This is a genomic window from Variovorax ginsengisoli (assembly GCF_030486595.1).
GTDB classification, from domain to species: Bacteria; Pseudomonadota; Gammaproteobacteria; order Burkholderiales; family Burkholderiaceae_C; genus Variovorax; species Variovorax ginsengisoli_B.
The window spans coordinates 154,315-171,892 of record NZ_JAUJZH010000010.1 but is presented as its reverse complement, the minus strand read 5'-3'; the positions used below and the strand labels follow the sequence as shown (position 1 = coordinate 171,892).

Below are 17,578 nucleotides of genomic sequence, written 5' to 3'. Positions count from 1 at the left end.
CCTGCCATGGCCAGTTTCAAGAAATTCCGTGCCGGTCCCAAGTTCAAGCTGTCCGGCGTCGATCCGGCCGCGACGCCGTTCTCTTCCGGCGGCGACGACGCCCAGCGCGAGCAGCTCGACACACTGGCCATCGAGCTCGACCGGCTGCAGAACGTGCTGCACGCCGAAGGCCGGCGCAAGCTGCTGCTGGTGCTGCAGGGGCTGGACACCAGCGGCAAGGACGGCACCATCCGCTGGGTGTTCTCGCGCACCTCGCCGCTGGGCGTCAAGGTGACGGCCTTCAAGGCGCCGACCGAGGAAGAGCGCGCGCGCGACTTCCTGTGGCGCTGCCATGCCGTGGTGCCGCGCGCCGGCGAGATCACGGTCTGGAACCGCAGCCACTACGAAGACGTGCTGGTGCCGGTGGTCGAAGGCTGGATCGACAAGGACCAGACCCGGCAGCGCTATGCCCAGATCAACGACTTCGAGCGCCTGCTGACCCAGACCGGCACAGTCATCGTCAAATGCATGCTGCACATCAGCAAGCAGGAGCAGCGCGTGCGCCTGCAGGAGCGGGTCGACCAGCCCGACAAACACTGGAAGTTCTCGCTCGACGACCTGGCGGTGCGCAAGAAGTGGGACGCCTACCAGGCGGCCTACGAAAAGGCGCTGACCGCCACGTCGACCGACGACGCGCCGTGGTACGTCATCCCGGCCGACAGCAAGCATCACCGCAACCTGATGATCGCCGGGCTGCTGGTGAAGACGCTCAAGGACATGAAGCTGCGCGTGCCGCCCGCCGATCCGGCTCTGAAGGGGCTGGTCGTCGAGTAGTCAGAACTTCGGCACGATGCCGTAGGCGATGATGGCCAGGAAGCCCACGATGCCGACCATCATCAGCGCCGGACCCCACTTGCGCTCACGCCAGGCGAAGCCGACGGTCATGATGGCGGCGAAGGTCACGGCGACGACGGATGCGAGTTCCAGGGTGAATTCAGGCATCACGGAATGGTAGCGCGCGCCGCGCGCGGAGGAATTAGGCGGCGGCCGTCACGAGCCGATCCAGCCACTGTGCAGCGGCGGCATCGGCGGCCGCGACGGCTGCGGACTCCGAATCGAAGAACAGGTGGGTCGCGTGATGCGAATCCATCTCGCCCGCCGCCGTCGGCTCGGTGACCACGAAGACGGCCTCGAATCGCCCGTCGTCGAGCGCCTTGCCGTAGCCCCTCAGGGCAAAAGGCCCTCTGTACTGAATCTGCATTCGCCTGTTCCAAAGAAAAAGCCCCGAAGCTGGATCAGCGTCGGGGCTTTCAAAGATCATTGAAGATCAATTTGGCGGAACCGGAGGGATTCGAACCCTCGATGAGGCTCTACACCCCATACTCCCTTAGCAGGGGAGCACCTTCGGCCACTCGGTCACAGTTCCTGAGCCTTGGATTATGCCATCTTCAGGCGGTCGGTTGGTCCAGATCGAAGGCTTTATGCAACGCGCGGACCGCAAGTTCCATGTATTTCTCGTCGATCACGACCGAGGTCTTGATCTCGCTGGTCGAGATCATCTGGATGTTGATGCCCTCTTCGCTCAGCACGCGGAACATCTTGGATGCAACGCCGACGTGGCTGCGCATGCCGATGCCGACGATGCTGACCTTGCAGATCTTGGTGTCGCCGACGATGTCGGCGGCGCCCAGGGTCGGCAGCACCTTGTCCTTGAGCAGGTCGACCGCGCGGGCGTAGTCGTTGCGGTGCACCGTGAAGCTGAAATCGGTGCGGCCGTCCTTGCTCAGGTTCTGGATGATGACGTCGACTTCGATGTTGGCGTCGGCCACCGCGCCCAGGATGTGGTACGCGATGCCCGGCTTGTCGGGCACGCCGAGCACCGAGATCTTGGCCTCGTCGCGGTTGAAGGCAATGCCGGATACGACGGCTTTTTCCATGTTTTCGTCTTCCTCGAAAGTGATCAGGGTGCCGGACTTGGCTTCTTCCTCGATGTCGATGTCCCAGGGCGTGAAGCTCGACAGCACGCGCAGCGGCACCTTGTACTTGCCCGCAAACTCGACCGAGCGGATCTGCAGCACCTTGGAGCCCAGGCTCGCCATCTCGAGCATCTCCTCGAAGCTCACGGTCTTGAGCCGGCGGGCGTCGGGTTCGACCCGCGGGTCGGTCGTGTAGACGCCGTCGACGTCGGTGAAGGTCAGGCACTCGTGGGCCTTCAGCGCCGCGGCGATCGCCACCGCCGAAGTGTCGCTGCCGCCGCGCCCGAGGGTCGTGATGTTGCCGCCTTCGTCGACGCCCTGGAAGCCGGTGATGACGACCACGCGGCCGGCATCGAGGTCGGCGCGCACGCGCTCGTCGTCGATGCTCTCGATGCGTGCCTTGGTGTAGGCGCTGTCGGTCTTCACCTGGACCTGCCAGCCGGCGTAGCTCACGGCCTCCAGGCCCTCGGCCTGCAGCGCGATCGCCAGCAGCGCCGACGAGGCCTGCTCGCCGGTGGAGGCGAGCATGTCGAGTTCGCGGTAGTGGCCGGCACCGGGGGTGGCGGGCGCCAGTTCCTTGGCGAGGCCGAGCAGGCGGTTGGTCTCGCCGCTCATGGCGCTCGGGACCACCACCATCTGGTGGCCGGCGCGTGCCCACTTGGCAACGCGCTTGGCGACATTCCGGATGCGCTCGGTCGAGCCCATCGACGTGCCGCCGTATTTATGAACGATCAATGCCATGGGTGAAAGTCAAAGAGAAGGATTCGGATGCCGCATCGCCGGCCATCGCTGCTGCTGGCCGACAAAGGCCTTGCAGAGCTTCCGCCGGGCCGGATTCAGCGCTTCAACGCTAACGCTTCCGCGCCGGGTCGGCGGACCGCGACAAGGGCGAAGCATTGTACCAATGCAGCACGGCGCCCTCCCGCTCGACCCGCCCGGAGGCGATCTTGAGGCGGATCTGGTGCCCGCGCGTGCTGCAGGCCGCGATCTGATCCTGCAGCTGCTCCAGCTGCGCCTCGCTCGGCACCACGCCGTGGTCGCGCCGCAGCCAGTGGCGCAGCGCATTGGCCAGGCGTTCCCGCGGCAGCGCCCGCAGGACGGCCAGCGCCGGCGGCGCGCCGGCCTCCGCCAGGTCCAGGACCGCCAGCTCGGCCAGCAGCGCCGAGCCCCGGGCCGCATTGCGCGCCGAGCGGGCGAAGGTCTCGCGGAACTGCGGCAGCGCGGCCTCCAGCGCCGGCAGCACCAGCTGCCGGAGCCGGTTGCGCGTGTAGCGCAGGTCGGCGTTGGTGGGATCGACGACATGGGCGACGCCGCTGGCGGCGAGCCAGGCGCGCAGCGCGTCGGCAGGCACGTCCAGCAGCGGCCGGTGGAAGCTCACGCCGTGCCGCGCCATGCAGCGCGGCATGCCCGCCAGGCCGTCGAGGCCGGCGCCGCGGCCAAGCGCGATCAGCATCGTCTCGACCTGGTCGTCCGCATGCTGGGCCAGCGCCACGTGGCGCAATCCCCGGGACAGCGCCAACGCCGCCAGCGTGGCGTAGCGGGCCCGGCGGGCCGCGTCCTCCGGGCTCTCGCCGGGTGCGTGGCGGGCGTCGACGCGGGCCGAATGCAGCGGAACGCCCAGCACCGCGCAGGCAGTGGCGCAGTGCGCCTCGAAATCATCGGCCGCCTGCTGCAGGCCATGGTGCACGTGCAGGGCATGCACCTGCCCGGGCCAGCGGGCCGCGGCCGCGTGCAGCAGCGCGGTCGAATCGGCGCCGCCGCTGTAGGCGATCGCGAGCGGCAACGGCGCCGCCGCCCAGGACGCGAGAGCTTGGGCGGCCGGATTTTCCATGGAACCGAGCGGGCGGTGGAGCGCCGGGCCTGCCCGGTGCTCAGCGCCTCACTTGCTGCTGTCGGCCTTGGTATCGGCGAAGCGGCCGTAGCTCTGGAGCCGCTCGTAGCGTCGGTTGAGCAGGTCCTTGGTCGACAGGTCGCCGACCTGGCGGAAGGCATCGTTGAGCGCCCGCTTGAGGAAGGCGGCCATCTGGCGATGGTCGCGGTGCGCACCGCCCACCGGCTCGTTGACGATCTTGTCGACCAGCCCGAGCGCCTTCAGCCGATGCGCGGTGATGCCGAGCGCATCGGCCGCTTCCTGGGCTTTGTCGCTGGTCTTCCAGAGGATCGAGGCGCAGCCTTCGGGGCTGATCACCGAATAGATCGAATACTGCAGCATCACCAGCTGGTCGCCGACCGAGATCGCCAGCGCGCCGCCGGAGCCGCCCTCGCCGATGATGGTGACGATGATCGGCACCTCGAGCTGCGCCATCTCGAAGATGTTGCGGCCGATGGCCTCGGACTGGCCGCGCTCCTCGGCATCGATGCCCGGGTAGGCGCCCGGCGTGTCGACAAAGGTGAAGACCGGCAGCTTGAACTTCTCGGCCGTCTTCATGAGGCGCAGCGCCTTGCGGTAGCCCTCGGGCTTGCTCATGCCGAAGTTGCGCGCCGTGCGCTCGCGGGTGTCGCGGCCCTTCTGGTGGCCCAGCACCATGCAGGGCGTGCCGTTGAAGCGCGCCAGGCCACCGACGATCGACAGGTCGTCCGAGAAATGCCGGTCGCCGTGCAGTTCGACGAAATCGGTGAAGATCTCGTTCACGTAGTCGAGCGTGTAGGGGCGTTCCGGATGGCGGGCGATCTTGGTGATCTGCCAGGGCGTCAGGTCGCTGTAGATGTCCTTGGTGAGCTGCAGGCTTTTCTTGCCCAGCTGATCGATTTCTTCCGAGATGTCGACCGCGGATTCGGTCTGGACATAACGCAGTTCTTCGATCTTGCTTTCGAGCTCGGCCACGGGCTGCTCGAAGTCGAGAAAGGTTCGTTTCGCCAACGTCTTCTCCTGTTTTTCAAATTGCGACCGGTAGCGGGTCGAGCGATCGCCAAATATACCAAGTCGCCACGCTGCAATACGGGGCCCAGGCCACGGCGACCTCGCGGGCATCGCTGCGGCTGACCGGATCGCCCGAAAAGTAATTCTGGCTGATGCCGCTGATGAGGCCGGGGTCGTCCAGCGGCAGCACGTTGGGCCGCATCAGGTGGAAGATCAGGAACATCTCGGCGGTCCAGCGTGAGATGCCGCGGATCGCGACCAGTTCCGCGATGATCATCTCGTCGGACATGTTTTCCCAGGCGTCGACGTGCACCGCGCCCGAGTCGAAATGGATCGCCAGGTCGACCAGGTATTCGACCTTGCGCGCCGACAGCCCGGCGCCGCGCATGTCGTCGACCTTGAGCTTCAGCACGCTGGCCGGCGTCAGCTTGCGCGGCAGTTCGACGAAGCGGCGCCAGACCGTCTGGGCCGCCGGCACCGAGATCTGCTGGCCGACGATGCTGCGGGCGAGCGTCGTGAAGGCATCGCCGCGCGACTCCAGGCGGACGTCGCCGAAGCGCGGGATCAGCCGCTTCATGACGCGGTCTTTCTTGCCCAGGTGCTTGCAGGCTTCTTCCCAGTAGTCGGGCGTGAAGACCTGGACGATCGGCTCCTTGGCGGCAGCCATGGTTCGGGGGGCGGCGCTCACTGCGCCGAGGTCCAGGTGGTGCCGCTCGCCGAGTCCTTGAGCACGATGCCCTGGGCCAGCAGTTCGTTGCGGATGCGGTCGGCCTCGGCGAAGTTCTTCGCCGCCTTGGCTTGCGCACGCTGCAGGATCAGGCCCTGGATGGTGGCGTCGTCGAGCGTGCTGCCGGCCTGCAGGAAGGCTTGCGGGTCGGCTTGCAGCAGGTTCAGGCAGCCGGCCAGCGCCTTCAGCAGGCCGGCGGATTCGGCGGACTGCGTGCGGTTGACCTCACCGGCGAGGTCGAACAGCACCGCCACGGCCTCGGGCGTGCCGAAGTCCTCGTCCAGGGCGGCCTTGAAGCGCGCCGCATGGGCCTGGGTCCAGTCGATGGCGACCGGCGCCGGCGGCACCAGCGCCAGCGCGTTGTAGAGCCGGCGCAGCGAATTGCGGGCGTCGTTGAGGTGCACGTCGCTGTAGTTGAGCGGGCTGCGGTAGTGGGCCCGGACGACGAAGAAACGCACGGTCTCGGCGTCGAACTTCTTCAGCACGTCGCGGATGAGGAAGAAGTTGCCCAGGCTCTTGGACATCTTCTCGTCGTCGATGTTGATGAAGCCGTTGTGCATCCAGGTGCGTGCCAGCGGCTTGCCGGTGGCGCCTTCGCTCTGGGCGATCTCGTTCTCGTGATGCGGGAACTGCAGGTCGGCGCCGCCGCCGTGGATGTCCAGCGTCTCGCCCAGCAGTTGGCAGGCCATGGCCGAGCACTCGATGTGCCAGCCGGGCCGGCCGGGGCCGAATTCGCTTGCCCACTTGACCTCGTCGGGTTCGCTGGCCTTGGCGCTCTTCCAGAGCACCGGGTCGAGCGGATCGTCCTTGCCGTCGAGCACCGCGACGCGCTCGCCGGCATGAAGCTCGTCGAGGCTCTTGCCGCTCAGCTTGCCGTAGCCGGGAAACTTGCGCACCGCGTAGTTGACGTCGCCGTTGGGCGAGCGATAGGCCAGGCCCTTGTGCTCCAGCGTGGAGATCATCGACAGCATCGGCGCAATGAACTCCGTCGCCCGCGGCTCGTGCGTAGGCCGTTCGATGCCCAGCGCGTCGGCGTCCTCGTGCAGGGCGTCGATCATGCGGTCGGTCAGGGCCCGGATGCTCTCGCCGTTCTCGACCGCCCGGCGGATGATCTTGTCGTCGATGTCGGTGATGTTGCGCACGTAGTCCACGTCGAGCCCCGAAATCCGGAGCCAGCGCTGCACCACGTCGAAGGCAATCATCGAGCGCGCATGGCCCAGATGGCAGTAATCGTAGACCGTCATGCCGCAGACGTACATGCGCACCCTGCCGGGTTGCAGAGGCGTAAATTCCTCCAGTTCACGCGAGAGCGTGTTGTAGATGCGAAGACTCATGAGGCTCGGAAACGTCGATTCGCGCACGTGCAGGGAACGGGCGAACGATGGGGGTTTTTCAGGGGTGACGGGGGTGTGGCGACGAGCGGTTGGAAAAGACCCCTCGGCTACAATCTTGCAAGTATAAACGGCCACCGCCGGATGTTTTCCGCGTGTTTACGAGGCCCATTCCCTCCACCTCTCGAGACACCATGCCGCACGCCGCTTTTGCCCCCTCCTCCCGTCTGCGCATCGTCCAGGCCGTCACGGCGCTGCTGGTCGCCCTCACGGTCGGCATCGCCCACGCCGACGACTATTCCGATGTCAATACCCTGCTGCGCCAGGGCAAGGCCGACCAGGCGCTGGCCAAGGCCGACGCCTACATCGCGGGCAAGCCCCGCGACCCTCAGATGCGCTTCCTGCGCGGCGTGATCCTGACCGAGCAGGGCAAGCAGGCCGACGCGGTCGTGGTCTTCACGGCGCTGACGCAGGACTTCCCCGAACTGCCCGAGCCCTACAACAACTTGGCCGCCCTCTATGCGGCCCAGAGCCAGTTCGACAAGGCGCGCGCCGCCCTCGAGATGGCGATCAAGCTCAATCCCGACTACGCGACCGCGCACGAAAACCTCGGCGACGTGTATGCGCGGCTGGCGGCCCAGTCCTATGGCCGGGCGCTCAAGCTGGAGCCCGGCAACACGACCGCGCCGCCCAAACTGGCCCTGGTGCGCCAGATGTTCGGCGCACCCGCGCCCGACACCCTGCCACCGGCCACGCCGGCGGTCCGCAAGCCGGTGCGCAACTGAAGAAGCCATCTTCTTTCCTGAACGCGCCGCGGCGCACTCCTTCGAAAGCGATCCACCCGTGATTCTTCAAGCCTTTTCGCGTCGCCGGGCCCTGGCCCTGGCTGCCACGCTGGCCATCGCCACGACCGCCGTGTCCAGCTGGGCGCAGGGCGCGCCGCGCGTCAAGCTCGCCACCTCGGCCGGCGACATCGTCATCGAGCTGGCACCCGACAAGGCCCCCAAGACGGTCGACAACTTCCTGCAATACGTCAAGGACAAGCAGTACGACGGCACGGTGTTCCACCGCGTCATCGACGGCTTCATGATCCAGGGCGGCGGCTTCACGCCCGACCTGAAGCAGAAGCCGACCCGCGCGCCGATCCCGCTCGAGGCCAGGAACGGCCTCAAGAACGACAAATACACGATCGCCATGGCGCGCACCTCCGATCCGAACTCGGCCACCGCGCAGTTCTTCATCAACGTGAAGGACAACGCCATGCTCGACGCTCCCAACCCCGACGGCCACGGCTACGCGGTGTTCGGCAAGGTCGTCTCGGGCACCGAGGTCGTCGACAAGATCCGCGCCGCGCGCACCGGCAACAAGGGCGGCATGCAGGACGTGCCGCTCGAAACCATCACCATCCAGTCCGCCACCCTGGCGAAATAAGCAAAGGAACACAGCCATGAGCAACCCCCAAGTCGAACTGCACATCAAGGACAAGGGCATCATCACGCTCGAACTCGACGAGGCCAAGGCGCCCAAGACCGTCGCCAACTTCCTCGAGTACGTGACCAAGGGCCACTACGACAACACCGTGTTCCACCGCGTCATTCCCGGCTTCATGGTGCAGGGCGGCGGCTTCGAGCCCGGCATGAGCCAGAAGCCGACCGGCGCCGAGATCCAGAACGAAGCCAACAACGGCCTCAAGAACGACAACTACACGGTCGCCATGGCGCGCACCAACGCGCCCCACTCGGCCACCGCGCAGTTCTTCATCAACGTCGCCGACAACGGCTTCCTGAACCACACGGCACCGTCGGCCCAGGGCTGGGGCTACGCGGTGTTCGGCAAGGTGGTCGGCGGCAAGGAAGTCGTCGACGGCATCAAGGCCGTCAAGACCGGCCGCAAAGGCTTCCACGACGACGTGCCACTCGAAGACGTGGTGATCGAAAAGGCCGTCGTCAAGGCTTGAGCCTGACGAGCCGCGCATGGCATTCCCCGAGATCGTCGCGCCGCCCGCGTGGCGCACGGTCGACCTGATCTCCGACCTGCACCTGCAGCCGTCGGAGCCTGCCACCGTCGCAGCCTGGCAGGGCTACCTGGAGACGACGCCGGCGGACGCGATCTTCATCCTCGGCGACCTGTTCGAGGTCTGGGTCGGCGACGACGCAGCCGCCCTGCCCGGCTTCGAAGCCCAGTGCGCCGAGGTGCTGCGGGCCGCGTCCGCGCGCCGGCCGGTGTTCTTCATGCACGGCAACCGCGACTTCCTGGTCGGCGCCAAGTTTGCGGCGCGCTGCGGCATGACGCTGGTCGCCGACCCGACGGTGCTGGTGCTGCACGGCGAGCGCTGGCTGCTCAGCCATGGCGACGCCCTGTGCCTCGAAGACACCGACTACCTGCGTTTTCGGGCCCAGGTGCGCACGCCCGAGTGGCAGCAGGCGCTGCTGGCCCGTCCGCTCGAGGAGCGGCGCACCCTCGCGCGCTCGGTCCGGGCCCAGAGCGAGGACCGCAAACGCAGTCCCGACATGGTCTGGGCCGATGTCGATGCCGACGCCGCACGCGACTGGCTGCGGCAGGCCGGCGCCGGGACGCTGGTGCACGGCCACACCCACCGGCCGGCGGCCCACGACCTCGGCGACGGCATGCGGCGCATCGTGCTGAGCGACTGGGACGCGGCGGCGCATCCGCCGCGCGCCCAGTTGCTGTGCCTGTCGAGCGCGGGTGCCCAGCGGGTCGATCTGCGCTGATGTTCGGCTGGCTGCGCAAGCTGCGCCCGCCTCCCGGCCTGCCCGACGCCCTCTGGCAGGCCACGCTGGCCCGCTATCGCTTCCTGGGCGAACGCCCGGCGGCCGACCTCGAACGGCTGCGCGCGCTGGCGGTGGCGTTCCTGCGCGACAAGGAATTCCATGGCGCGCACGGCTTCGTCATCACCGACGAGGTGGCGCTGGCGATCGCCGCCCAGGCGGTGCTGCCGGTGCTGCACCTGAAAGGCGGCCTGGCCTGGTACGACGATTTCGTCGGCATCGTGGTGCACCCGTCCGAGGTGGTGGCGCACCGCACGACCACCGACGCCAGCGGCGTGGTCCACCAGTACGACGAGATCGTGGCCGGCGAGGCCATGGACCGCGGGCCGGTGATGCTGAGCTGGCAGGACGTGCTCGCGAGCAGCGTCACGCGGGCCGAGGGCTACAACGTGGTGATTCACGAATTTGCCCACAAGATCGACATGCGCAGCGGAGAAGCCGACGGCTGCCCGCCGCTGCCGCCCGGTTTCCTCGGCACGCGCAGCGCGCGGGAGGCCCGCGCCGCCTGGTTCGCGACCCTGCAGCCGGCCTACGAGGCGCTGCGCGAAAAGGCGATCATGGCCGAGCGCTTCGGCGGCGAGGCGCCCTGGCTCGATCCCTACGGCGCGCAGTCGCCGGCCGAGTTCTTCGCCGTCGCCTGCGAGGCGTATTTCGTGAATCGCTCGGCGCTGGAGGCCGAGTTTGCCGGATTGGTGGGGCTGTTCGACGCCTTCTTCAAGGCGCCGCCAGGCCGCTGAGCATGACCGCCCCTTGCGGGACGGCCGCCGCCCTTACTTGCGCAGCAGTGCCTTGAGTGCGTTCTGCAGCCGGCGCGCCGAAGCAGCGTCGTGGCTGGCAGCCAGCACCTTGCCGGCGTCCTGGCCCCAGGTCTGCTCCGGGGTCGGATCGCCGCGCCGGGTCAACAGCTTGAGCTGAAGGGCCCGGCGGGCGTCGAGCTGCTCGGCCGGCGTCGGCACTTCGGCCGCCATCTCAAGCCGCAGCAGCGCTTCGGCGGCGTCGGCGGCCTGGGCCGACGGCGCGGCGCCGATCGCCTGCGACCAGCTGCTGCGCACCGCCGGCGTCACCGCGCGGCCCAGTTCCTGGACGCTGGGCAACTGCGCGGCGTCGCGCTTCTCCCAGGCGCCGAGCACCTGCGTGAGCGCTTCGCCATGGGCCTGCGACGCCAGCTTGCGCAGTGCGAATTCAGCCCGCTCGAGCGCTTCGCGCTGGGCCCGGAAAGCCGCCTCGCCGAGGCGGGGACCGCGGTCTTCGAAGCGCGGCGGGCGATCACCAAAGCGGCCGCCGCCGGCGGGCGCGCCACGCTCGCCCGGCCGTGCCGGCCGATCGCCGGTGCGGCCGCCCGGGCCGCCACGCGCATCGCGGCGATCGCCGAACTTGCCGCCGCGGCCGGCGGGCATGGCCTCGGCTTTCTTGTTGCCGGGACGGTCGTCGCCGCGCACAGCGATCACCGGCTTCGGCGCCGGCTTCGGGGGTGCCACGGGAGCCGGTGCGGCTTCGGCATCGGAGCGCGCCGAAGGGTCGGCGCCATCGGCCGGCGCCACCAGGTCCGGCGCCGCGGGGGCGTCGGCCGGCGCGGCCGACGGCAGCGCCTCCGCATCCTCGGGCGCCGGCGCCTGGCCGGCGCTCTCGCCGAATTCGGCCGCCGCCTGCCCCGGGGCGACCACTTCGGTCGCCCCGACCGCGGGACCATCGCTCGGCGCGCTGGCCGGCGCTGCTGCGGGCGGAGGGGCCTCGCCGCGCAGGGCGGCCTCGAGCTGCGCCACCGCGGCACGGATCTTCTGGGCATCGCCGGTGCTGTTGGCGGCCTCGAGCGCCTTGGAGGCATTCAGCACGTGGCGGTCGTGCTCGCTCATCGCGGCCGAAGCCTTCTCGCGCTCGGCCGTCTTGCGGTTGAAGGCTTCGTCGATCGGGGCCCGGAAGGCGTCCCAGAGCTTTTGTTCGTGGCGGCGCTCGAGCGGCACCGATTGCGCCTCATGCTGCCAGCGCTGCTGCAGCGCCTTGACCGCGTCGATGCGCAGCATCGGCGCCGCGCCGAGTTCGGCCGCCTCGGCAATCATCGCCTGGCGACGCTCGACGCTGGCCTTCTGGGCCGATTCGAAAGGCGCACGGGCGGCACCGAAGGCTTCGTTCCACTGGGCCTGCAGCTCGGCGAACACCTTTTCGCCGACATGGCCGGCATCGCGCCAGCGATCGGCGAACTGGTGCAGAGCCCGATTGTGCGCCTTCAGGTCGGACGCCTGGGCGTGCTCGGCGGCCCAGGCCTTGACTTCCTCGATCAGCGCGGTTCGCAGCGCCCGATGCTCGGCGGCGTCGGCACGGACCTTCTCGAGCCAGGCCTCGACCACCTTGTGGGCTTCGTTGCAGGCTTCGTCGAAACGCTTCCAGAGTGCATGGTTGGGCACGCCGCCCTGGTCAGCCTGCTTCCATTGCTCGCGCAGGGCGCGCAGGGTCTCCTGCATCTTGCGGCCGCCCAGCGCCTGGCCTTCGGGCCGCTTCAGCAGCCCTTCGGCCTTGGCGACCAAGTCTTCGCGCACCTTGTCGGCGCTCCAGCGCTGCCAGCCTTCGAGCTCGCCTGCGGCCACCAGCGCCGCATGGACGCGGGCCTCCAGCGGCGGCTCGACCAGCTTGCCGTGGTCCTTGAGCACCGCACGCAGCGCGGCGGCCGCACCGGCGCTGGCCTTGCCGTGGCCCTCAGCGGTTTCCTGCTCGAGCTTGGCGAGCGCGGCCTGGACCGCATCCTGCGCGGCGGCGCGCTTCTCGGGGTCGATCTTGGGCGCGGGCGGCTTGGCCGGCGCCGGCGCGGCCTCGGGCGTGCCGCCACGGGCCACCCGCAGCTCGTCGGCCCAGACCGGCACCGGGGGCAACGGCGCCGCGGCGTCCGCGGCGGCGGCCACGGCCAGGGTCAGGGCGCCGTGGAAGGCGTCGGACACCACCAGCAGCTGCGCCTTGGAAGACTCGAGTTGGGGCGCGAATCGGGCATCGAGGCTGCTCCAGTTGGGGTCAGCCACGATTTCGGCCGCCTGCTGCTGCCAGTGCGCCACGTCGGCCCGCAGGGCCTCTTCGACGCCCTGGGCATCGCGCCAGCTCTTGGTCGAGAGCACCTCGAAGCGCTGCGCCAGCAGCACCGCCGCCTCGCGATGGACCTGGGCCCGGTGCTGCAGGTCCTCGATGCCCTTCACGCGCTCGGCCAGCCGGGCCTTGAAACCGGCCAGGGGCTCGCGCGACAGCGGCGCGCCGGCCTTGGCGGCGTCGCGTTGCCAGGCCAGCGCATCGGCGATGTTGAGCTTCGGCTGGGCCAGAAGGGCCTCGGCCTTGTGGGTCCATTCGACGGCGATCGCCTCCTGGCTCTTGGCGCGCTTGAGCTCGTCGAGCTTTTCGCGCAGCAGCCTGGCGGCGCCCTTGTCGCGCCCGCTCAGCTCCTTGAAGACGTCCTGCATCTGCTCGGGCGTCGGGTTGGCCGCGAGCCAATCCCGGATGCGCTGGGCGCGCTCGCCAGAGGTCGGCGCGGTGAAGGCACCCCCGGTCAAGGTGTCGAGGGACTGGAGGTCGTGAGGCTTGGAGGAAGTTGAAGTCACTGAGCGAATGTCGTTATCTGTAAGAAAAAGCGAGGCGCCGGCATTTGGCCGGCGCATGGCTCCATTTTCACCGACTTGCGGTGCTGCGGGTCAACGGGTCGCCAGTTTCAGTTCGGCGCCGGGTTTCCAGTCGGCCCCTTCGGCCTTGGTGCGGACCGCGCCGAGGAACAGGCGTTCGGTCGGCAGCTTCTGCTCGAGCAGGTAGTCCCGGGCCGCCGCGCCCCGCGCCACGGCCAGCTGCCGCATCGACTCCTCGTCGACCGGAATGCTGGCCAGCAGCAGGTCTTCCATGTCCTTGACCGGCAGGTCCTTGGCCAGCCCGACCACGTTGCGCGGCTTGGTGACCTCCGAACGCTTGTAGACGGCGGTCAGCAGCTCCGGATATTCGGTGTCGGTGACCGGAGCCACCTCGGCCGCGTCCTTGCCGGCGCGGATCGCGACCCGGCGCTTTTCGGCCTGCGTCATCTCGCGCAGCCGCTGGCGCTGGTAGGCGTCGCGTTCCTTGTCGAGGCTGGCGGTGCCGACCACGGTCATCTGCAGGCCCGGCCGGTCGTTCAGCGCCTTGGCCACCTTGTCGAGGTTTTCCTTCGCCTCCTTGGACAGTTCGGCGCTGCCGGGCGCGAAGGCGATCGTGCTTGAGTCTCCCCCGCCGCCGCCGAAGCCGCCGGTCAGCAGCGCGAAAGGCGCGGTGACGGCCTTGGCGAGCAGGTTCACGATCGCCTTCAGGATCAGCGGGCCGATGCTGAACTGCGGGTCGTTGATCGATCCGCGCAGTGGCAGGTCGATGTCGATCACCCCGTTGCGGTCGGCCAGCAGCGCCACGGCCAGCCGCACCGGCAGGCTGGCGGGCGCGCCTTCGACCTGCTCGCCGAACTGCAGCTGGTTCAGCACCAGCTTGTTGGCCGCGGTCAGCGTGCCGTCGGGGGCGATCTTGTAGTTGACGTCCATGCTGAGCTTGCCGCGCTCGATGCCGTGGCCGGCAAAACGGATCGTATAGGGCGACAACGGCGGCAGGTCGAGCTCCTTCATCCGCGCCGTGATGTCGAGCTCGAGCGGCTTGACCAGCGGATTGAGCTTGCCGGTGATCTCCAGCGAGGCGGTCTGCTGTGCCTTGCCGCGCAGTTCGAGGTCGGCCAGCGCGGGCTTGTCGCCCTGGGGCTTCGACGAGAAGGCGCTCAGCTTGCCGGTCAGCTCGGTCAGGTCGGCCGAGTAGTTGGGCTTGATGAACAGGTCGGAAAAGTCGATCTTGCCGTTGACCAGGCTCATGGGGCCGAAATTGATCACCGGCGCCATCGCGTTGTCGACCGGCGCCGGCGCGGCCGCCACCGGTGCCGCGGCCGGTGTGTCGGGGCCGCCGCCGACCACCATCTCCTGCGGCGGCGCCTGCTGCGGCGCCGGCGCGCGGGGCCTTGCCGAGCGCGGCCGGGCAGTGGTCGTGGTGGTGCCGCCCAGGCTGCGCTTGCTTTCGACCTCGACCGCCGGCGCCTCGCCGGCCGCCGGCTGCCCGGGCTGCTTGACCAGGTACAGCAGGTTGAGCTTGCCGGTCGGGTCGATGATCACGCGGGCGTAGAAATCGGTCAGCGAGGTCTCCCGGACGTCGACCTTGAGCGGCGCGCCGGGCACCATTGCCACCTGCAGGCCACGCATGCCCAGCGTCTTCCAGCTCAGCAGCTGCCGGTTGCTCGACAGGCCGGGCGCCTGCGTCAGCACGACGCTGTTGGCGCGAAATTCGTCGACCGCGGTGTCGCCGGCCAGGTTGACGCTCAGGCCCGCCGGCAGGGTCGCGACCTTGACCGTGCCGCGGTAGCTGGCGAAGGCGCGGCGGATGTCGATATTGAGTGCGTCCGCGTAGTAGGCCTTGAAGGCATGGGCCGGCAGCGAGCCCACCACCAGCCGGCCTTCGGCCGCGATCGGCTTCAGCACCAGATTGCCGTCGTACTCGAAGCGCCCCGCCTCGGCCCGCCCGGCAGCGATGCGGCCCGACAGCTTGAGCGGCGACACGGTGGCCGTGTTCGGCGCCAGCTTCTGCGCGTTCAGCGTGAAGGCGCTGATCTCGAAGGCCACCGGCGTGGCGCCGGCGTTGTCCTCGTAGCTCAGCGCGCCGTTGTCGATCGCCAGCTTGCCGATGGCGAGCGACCACGGCGTGGTGTTGGCGCCCGCCGGCGCGCCCTCGGCCGCCTTCGGATCCTTGGGCGCCGCGACCTTGGCGTCGGCCGTGCCGGCCTGGCTGCTGTCCGCCGGCGCCTTCAGCCAGCGCTCGAACATCCAGCGCTTCTCGTTGTCGCGCACGACCCGCAACTTCGGGTTCGAGGCGGTGAAGGAGGCCACCGTCAGGGTGTGCCTGGTCATGTCGGCCTCGGCGTCGACCAGTTCGAAGCGGCCGACGCTGACCAGCGCCGTCTTTTCCTGCGTCAGGGCCAGCCCGTCGGCGACCACGCTGCGGGCCTTGAACTTCAGCTCAGGCTGCGTCCACTCGACATCGACCTTGCCGCTCAGCTTGCCGTCGAGCGAGGGTTCGAGGCTCTGCGCCAGATACGGCGCGGCCAGCGACAACGGCAGCGCGTCGATCTCGGTGGCGACCCGGGCCCGCTTGTCGGTCGCCTCGCCGCTGAACTTGAGGGCCGCGCCGCCCACCGAGGTCGAGCCGCTGAAGGTGGCCGGCTTCTCCATCGGCCAGGTCACGGCCTGGACCTCGAGCGCCAGTTGCTTGACGTCGATCGCCGCTGCGGGCCGGGTGGTCTGGTCGCGCCAGCCGATCTGGCCGTCGCTTAGGGCCACCTTGTCGACCTGGATCCGCCAGGGCTGCGGCTCGGCCGGCGGGGCCGCGCCGTCGGCGGCCGGCGCCGGCGCGGCCGCCGGCTTGTCGGCCGCGCCGGTGCTCGGGTCGGTCGCCAGCAGATTGAGGCGCCCCGCGGCGTCGCGGGCGACGACCAGATCGGGCCCGGCCAGCGCCACTTCGCTCAGATGAACCACGCGCTCCAGGGGGCGGACGTCGGCCAGCGCGACCTTGAGCGCATCGAAGCCGAGCAGGTCGCGCCCCTTCGCGTCCACCACCTTGATGCCGTTGGCCGCGATGCTGCCGGTGATCTTGAGCCCGGCCGTCGCCGCCTGCTCGAAATCGATCCTCAGGTCGGCATCCAGCTTGCCGGCCTTCAGCGCCACCGGCAGCCCGCCCGGGATGTAGCCCAAATAGGGCACCAGGTCGAGCCCCTGGAAGTTGATGCGGGCGTCGGTCTTGCGGTTGGCGGCGAACGGCGTCGACTCGGCCGCCGAATCGAACTTGCTGCCGTTGAGGACGAAGGCCAGCTTCGGCTCGGTCTTGATCTCGCGCTTGGAGGCCAGGTTGCTCAGAAAGGGCACGCTGAGCGCGAATTCGCGCAACTCGTGGCGGCGCTTGACGGTTTCGTCGCTGAAGTCGACGGCGCCGTCGGTGATGGCGATGTTGTAGACGGCGAACCGCGGCGGATCCTTCTTGGGTGCATCGGCGGGCTCCGGCGCAGGAGTCAGCCGGGCCAGGATGTCGTCGATGTCGTAGCGGCCATCGGCGAGGTGCGTGAGCTGGATCGCCGGCGCCTCGATCCGGACCGCGTCGATCACCGGTGCGAGGCGCAGGATGGACTGCAGCTCGGCGTCGACATAGATGCGCTTGACGGCGACCTGCGGCTGGCTGCCGTCGGCGGTGGCGATGCGCAGGTCGTTCACCGCCAGCTCGAGCGTCCAGGGCTTGAACTCGATCTTGCCCACCGTGACCTGGCGGCCCAGCTTGTCGCTGGCGATCTTCTGCACCTGGCCCTTGACGATCGGCGGTACCGCCAGCCAGGCGATCACCCAGACCGCCAGCAGGATCAGCAACGCCCAGACCCCGCGCCGCACCCATTTGTTCTGTTTCAGCAAAGCAGCATTCATCGACGGGGAGTGTGCCCCAAACCCATGGCGGCCCCAAAGTGAGAAAGCCCGGCGGCTCGACGCGAAGTCAGGCCTCCGGGCTCGATGGCGGGCGAAACACCCATGCCATCTTTTCGCTCGACCGGAAGTTCAATCGTTCCGGTCATGCTGGCAGCAAGGGATTGCCACCGTTGGGCCTCAGCCGCTGGACCGTCGGATTTTGCTCGTCGGGCCACTGGACCTTGGTAGACGCCTGATAGCTCAGGCAAGTAGAGCCTATGCGCTATGCGGATGGATTGCAAATCGCGTTTTCAATGGACTCGGTGCCACCGATTCGTGCACTATTTCATACATTTCTTTACATCACAATTGGAATATCAAACCTATTTCATATTCTTGACCAGATATTTAGCGGTCCCTAGAATGCCAATCTTTCCCGAGCCCCCGAGTGGCCGG

At 68.6% G+C, this 17,578-nt stretch carries 15 protein-coding genes and 1 tRNA gene; 6 read left to right on the top strand and 10 right to left on the bottom strand.

What is annotated here, in order from left to right; all coding sequences use genetic code 11:
- Nucleotides 1–6 precede the first annotated feature (6 nt).
- On the top strand, nt 7–813 hold the full coding sequence (locus QZH52_RS16085) for a PPK2 family polyphosphate kinase (protein WP_301810793.1): 807 nt from the start codon (nt 7–9) through the stop codon (nt 811–813).
- On the opposite strand, the gene QZH52_RS16080 is transcribed toward QZH52_RS16085, so the two are convergent.
- The 8 genes from QZH52_RS16080 to cysS all read right to left on the bottom strand — a co-directional run bounded on the left by QZH52_RS16080 (nt 814) and on the right by cysS (nt 6,876).
- Nucleotides 814–981, bottom strand: a complete 168-nt coding sequence (locus QZH52_RS16080; RefSeq protein WP_301810792.1) for a hypothetical protein — start codon at nt 979–981, stop codon at nt 814–816.
- 34 nt (nt 982–1,015) lie between these two features.
- Complete coding sequence (locus tag QZH52_RS16075) at nt 1,016–1,300, bottom strand: hypothetical protein (RefSeq protein ID WP_301810791.1); 285 nt, start codon at nt 1,298–1,300, stop codon at nt 1,016–1,018.
- 12 nt (nt 1,301–1,312) lie between these two features.
- Nucleotides 1,313–1,405: transfer RNA gene (locus tag QZH52_RS16070), tRNA-Ser, on the bottom strand.
- A gap of 22 nt (nt 1,406–1,427) precedes the next feature.
- On the bottom strand, nt 1,428–2,696 hold the full coding sequence (locus QZH52_RS16065) for an aspartate kinase (protein ID WP_286531584.1): 1,269 nt from the start codon (nt 2,694–2,696) through the stop codon (nt 1,428–1,430).
- A gap of 109 nt (nt 2,697–2,805) precedes the next feature.
- The gene (gene tilS / locus QZH52_RS16060; RefSeq protein ID WP_301810787.1) at nt 2,806–3,786 is read right to left on the bottom strand and encodes a tRNA lysidine(34) synthetase TilS; all 981 of its coding nucleotides are present in this window, start codon (nt 3,784–3,786) and stop codon (nt 2,806–2,808) included.
- A 48-nt stretch (nt 3,787–3,834) separates the two neighbouring features.
- Nucleotides 3,835–4,815, bottom strand: coding sequence for an acetyl-CoA carboxylase carboxyltransferase subunit alpha (locus tag QZH52_RS16055; protein WP_286522537.1), 981 nt, complete (start codon nt 4,813–4,815; stop codon nt 3,835–3,837).
- A gap of 16 nt (nt 4,816–4,831) precedes the next feature.
- Complete coding sequence (locus tag QZH52_RS16050) at nt 4,832–5,482, bottom strand: DNA-3-methyladenine glycosylase family protein (RefSeq protein ID WP_286523179.1); 651 nt, start codon at nt 5,480–5,482, stop codon at nt 4,832–4,834.
- Between the two features lie 17 nt (nt 5,483–5,499).
- Nucleotides 5,500–6,876, bottom strand: coding sequence for a cysteine--tRNA ligase (cysS, locus tag QZH52_RS16045; RefSeq protein WP_301810784.1), 1,377 nt, complete (start codon nt 6,874–6,876; stop codon nt 5,500–5,502).
- A gap of 191 nt (nt 6,877–7,067) precedes the next feature.
- Between cysS and QZH52_RS16040 the strand changes: the two genes are divergently transcribed.
- From QZH52_RS16040 to QZH52_RS16020, 5 genes are all read left to right on the top strand, one after another.
- On the top strand, nt 7,068–7,658 hold the full coding sequence (locus tag QZH52_RS16040; protein WP_301810782.1) for a tetratricopeptide repeat protein: 591 nt from the start codon (nt 7,068–7,070) through the stop codon (nt 7,656–7,658).
- Nucleotides 7,659–7,719: 61 nt separating this feature from the next.
- The gene (locus QZH52_RS16035; RefSeq protein WP_436411591.1) at nt 7,720–8,304 is read left to right on the top strand and encodes a peptidylprolyl isomerase; all 585 of its coding nucleotides are present in this window, start codon (nt 7,720–7,722) and stop codon (nt 8,302–8,304) included.
- Nucleotides 8,305–8,320: 16 nt separating this feature from the next.
- On the top strand, nt 8,321–8,830 hold the full coding sequence (locus QZH52_RS16030) for a peptidylprolyl isomerase (protein ID WP_286367485.1): 510 nt from the start codon (nt 8,321–8,323) through the stop codon (nt 8,828–8,830).
- A 16-nt stretch (nt 8,831–8,846) separates the two neighbouring features.
- Entirely contained in the window at nt 8,847–9,605 is a 759-nt protein-coding gene (locus QZH52_RS16025) for a UDP-2,3-diacylglucosamine diphosphatase (RefSeq protein WP_301810775.1), read from the top strand.
- Complete coding sequence (locus tag QZH52_RS16020; RefSeq protein ID WP_301810774.1) at nt 9,605–10,399, top strand: M90 family metallopeptidase; 795 nt, start codon at nt 9,605–9,607, stop codon at nt 10,397–10,399. The genes QZH52_RS16025 and QZH52_RS16020 overlap by 1 nt, the downstream gene beginning before the upstream one ends.
- Before the next feature lie 33 nt (nt 10,400–10,432).
- Here the strand turns inward: QZH52_RS16020 and QZH52_RS16015 are convergent, their stop codons facing one another.
- Nucleotides 10,433–13,237 (bottom strand): DUF349 domain-containing protein, encoded by a 2,805-nt coding sequence (locus QZH52_RS16015; RefSeq protein WP_301810772.1) that lies wholly within the window; start codon nt 13,235–13,237, stop codon nt 10,433–10,435.
- Nucleotides 13,238–13,327: 90 nt separating this feature from the next.
- Nucleotides 13,328–17,131, bottom strand: a complete 3,804-nt coding sequence (locus QZH52_RS16010) for a DUF748 domain-containing protein (protein WP_436411588.1) — start codon at nt 17,129–17,131, stop codon at nt 13,328–13,330.
- Between the last annotated feature and the right edge of the window lie 447 nt (nt 17,132–17,578).

Excerpts from the sequence above, each read along its gene's own strand:
- QZH52_RS16065 (WP_286531584.1), bottom strand. The coding sequence starts at position 2,696 with ATGGCATTGATCGTTCATAAATACGGCGGCACGTCGATGGGCTCGACC.
- QZH52_RS16080 (WP_301810792.1), bottom strand. The coding sequence starts at position 981 with ATGCCTGAATTCACCCTGGAACTCGCATCCGTCGTCGCCGTGACCTTC.
- QZH52_RS16025 (WP_301810775.1), top strand. The coding sequence starts at position 8,847 with ATGGCATTCCCCGAGATCGTCGCGCCGCCCGCGTGGCGCACGGTCGAC.
- QZH52_RS16040 (WP_301810782.1), top strand. The coding sequence starts at position 7,068 with ATGCCGCACGCCGCTTTTGCCCCCTCCTCCCGTCTGCGCATCGTCCAG.
- QZH52_RS16085 (WP_301810793.1), top strand. The coding sequence starts at position 7 with ATGGCCAGTTTCAAGAAATTCCGTGCCGGTCCCAAGTTCAAGCTGTCC.
- tilS (WP_301810787.1), bottom strand. The coding sequence starts at position 3,786 with ATGGAAAATCCGGCCGCCCAAGCTCTCGCGTCCTGGGCGGCGGCGCCG.
- QZH52_RS16030 (WP_286367485.1), top strand. The coding sequence starts at position 8,321 with ATGAGCAACCCCCAAGTCGAACTGCACATCAAGGACAAGGGCATCATC.
- cysS (WP_301810784.1), bottom strand. The coding sequence starts at position 6,876 with ATGAGTCTTCGCATCTACAACACGCTCTCGCGTGAACTGGAGGAATTT.
- QZH52_RS16075 (WP_301810791.1), bottom strand. The coding sequence starts at position 1,300 with ATGATCTTTGAAAGCCCCGACGCTGATCCAGCTTCGGGGCTTTTTCTT.
- QZH52_RS16050 (WP_286523179.1), bottom strand. The coding sequence starts at position 5,482 with ATGGCTGCCGCCAAGGAGCCGATCGTCCAGGTCTTCACGCCCGACTAC.
- QZH52_RS16020 (WP_301810774.1), top strand. The coding sequence starts at position 9,605 with ATGTTCGGCTGGCTGCGCAAGCTGCGCCCGCCTCCCGGCCTGCCCGAC.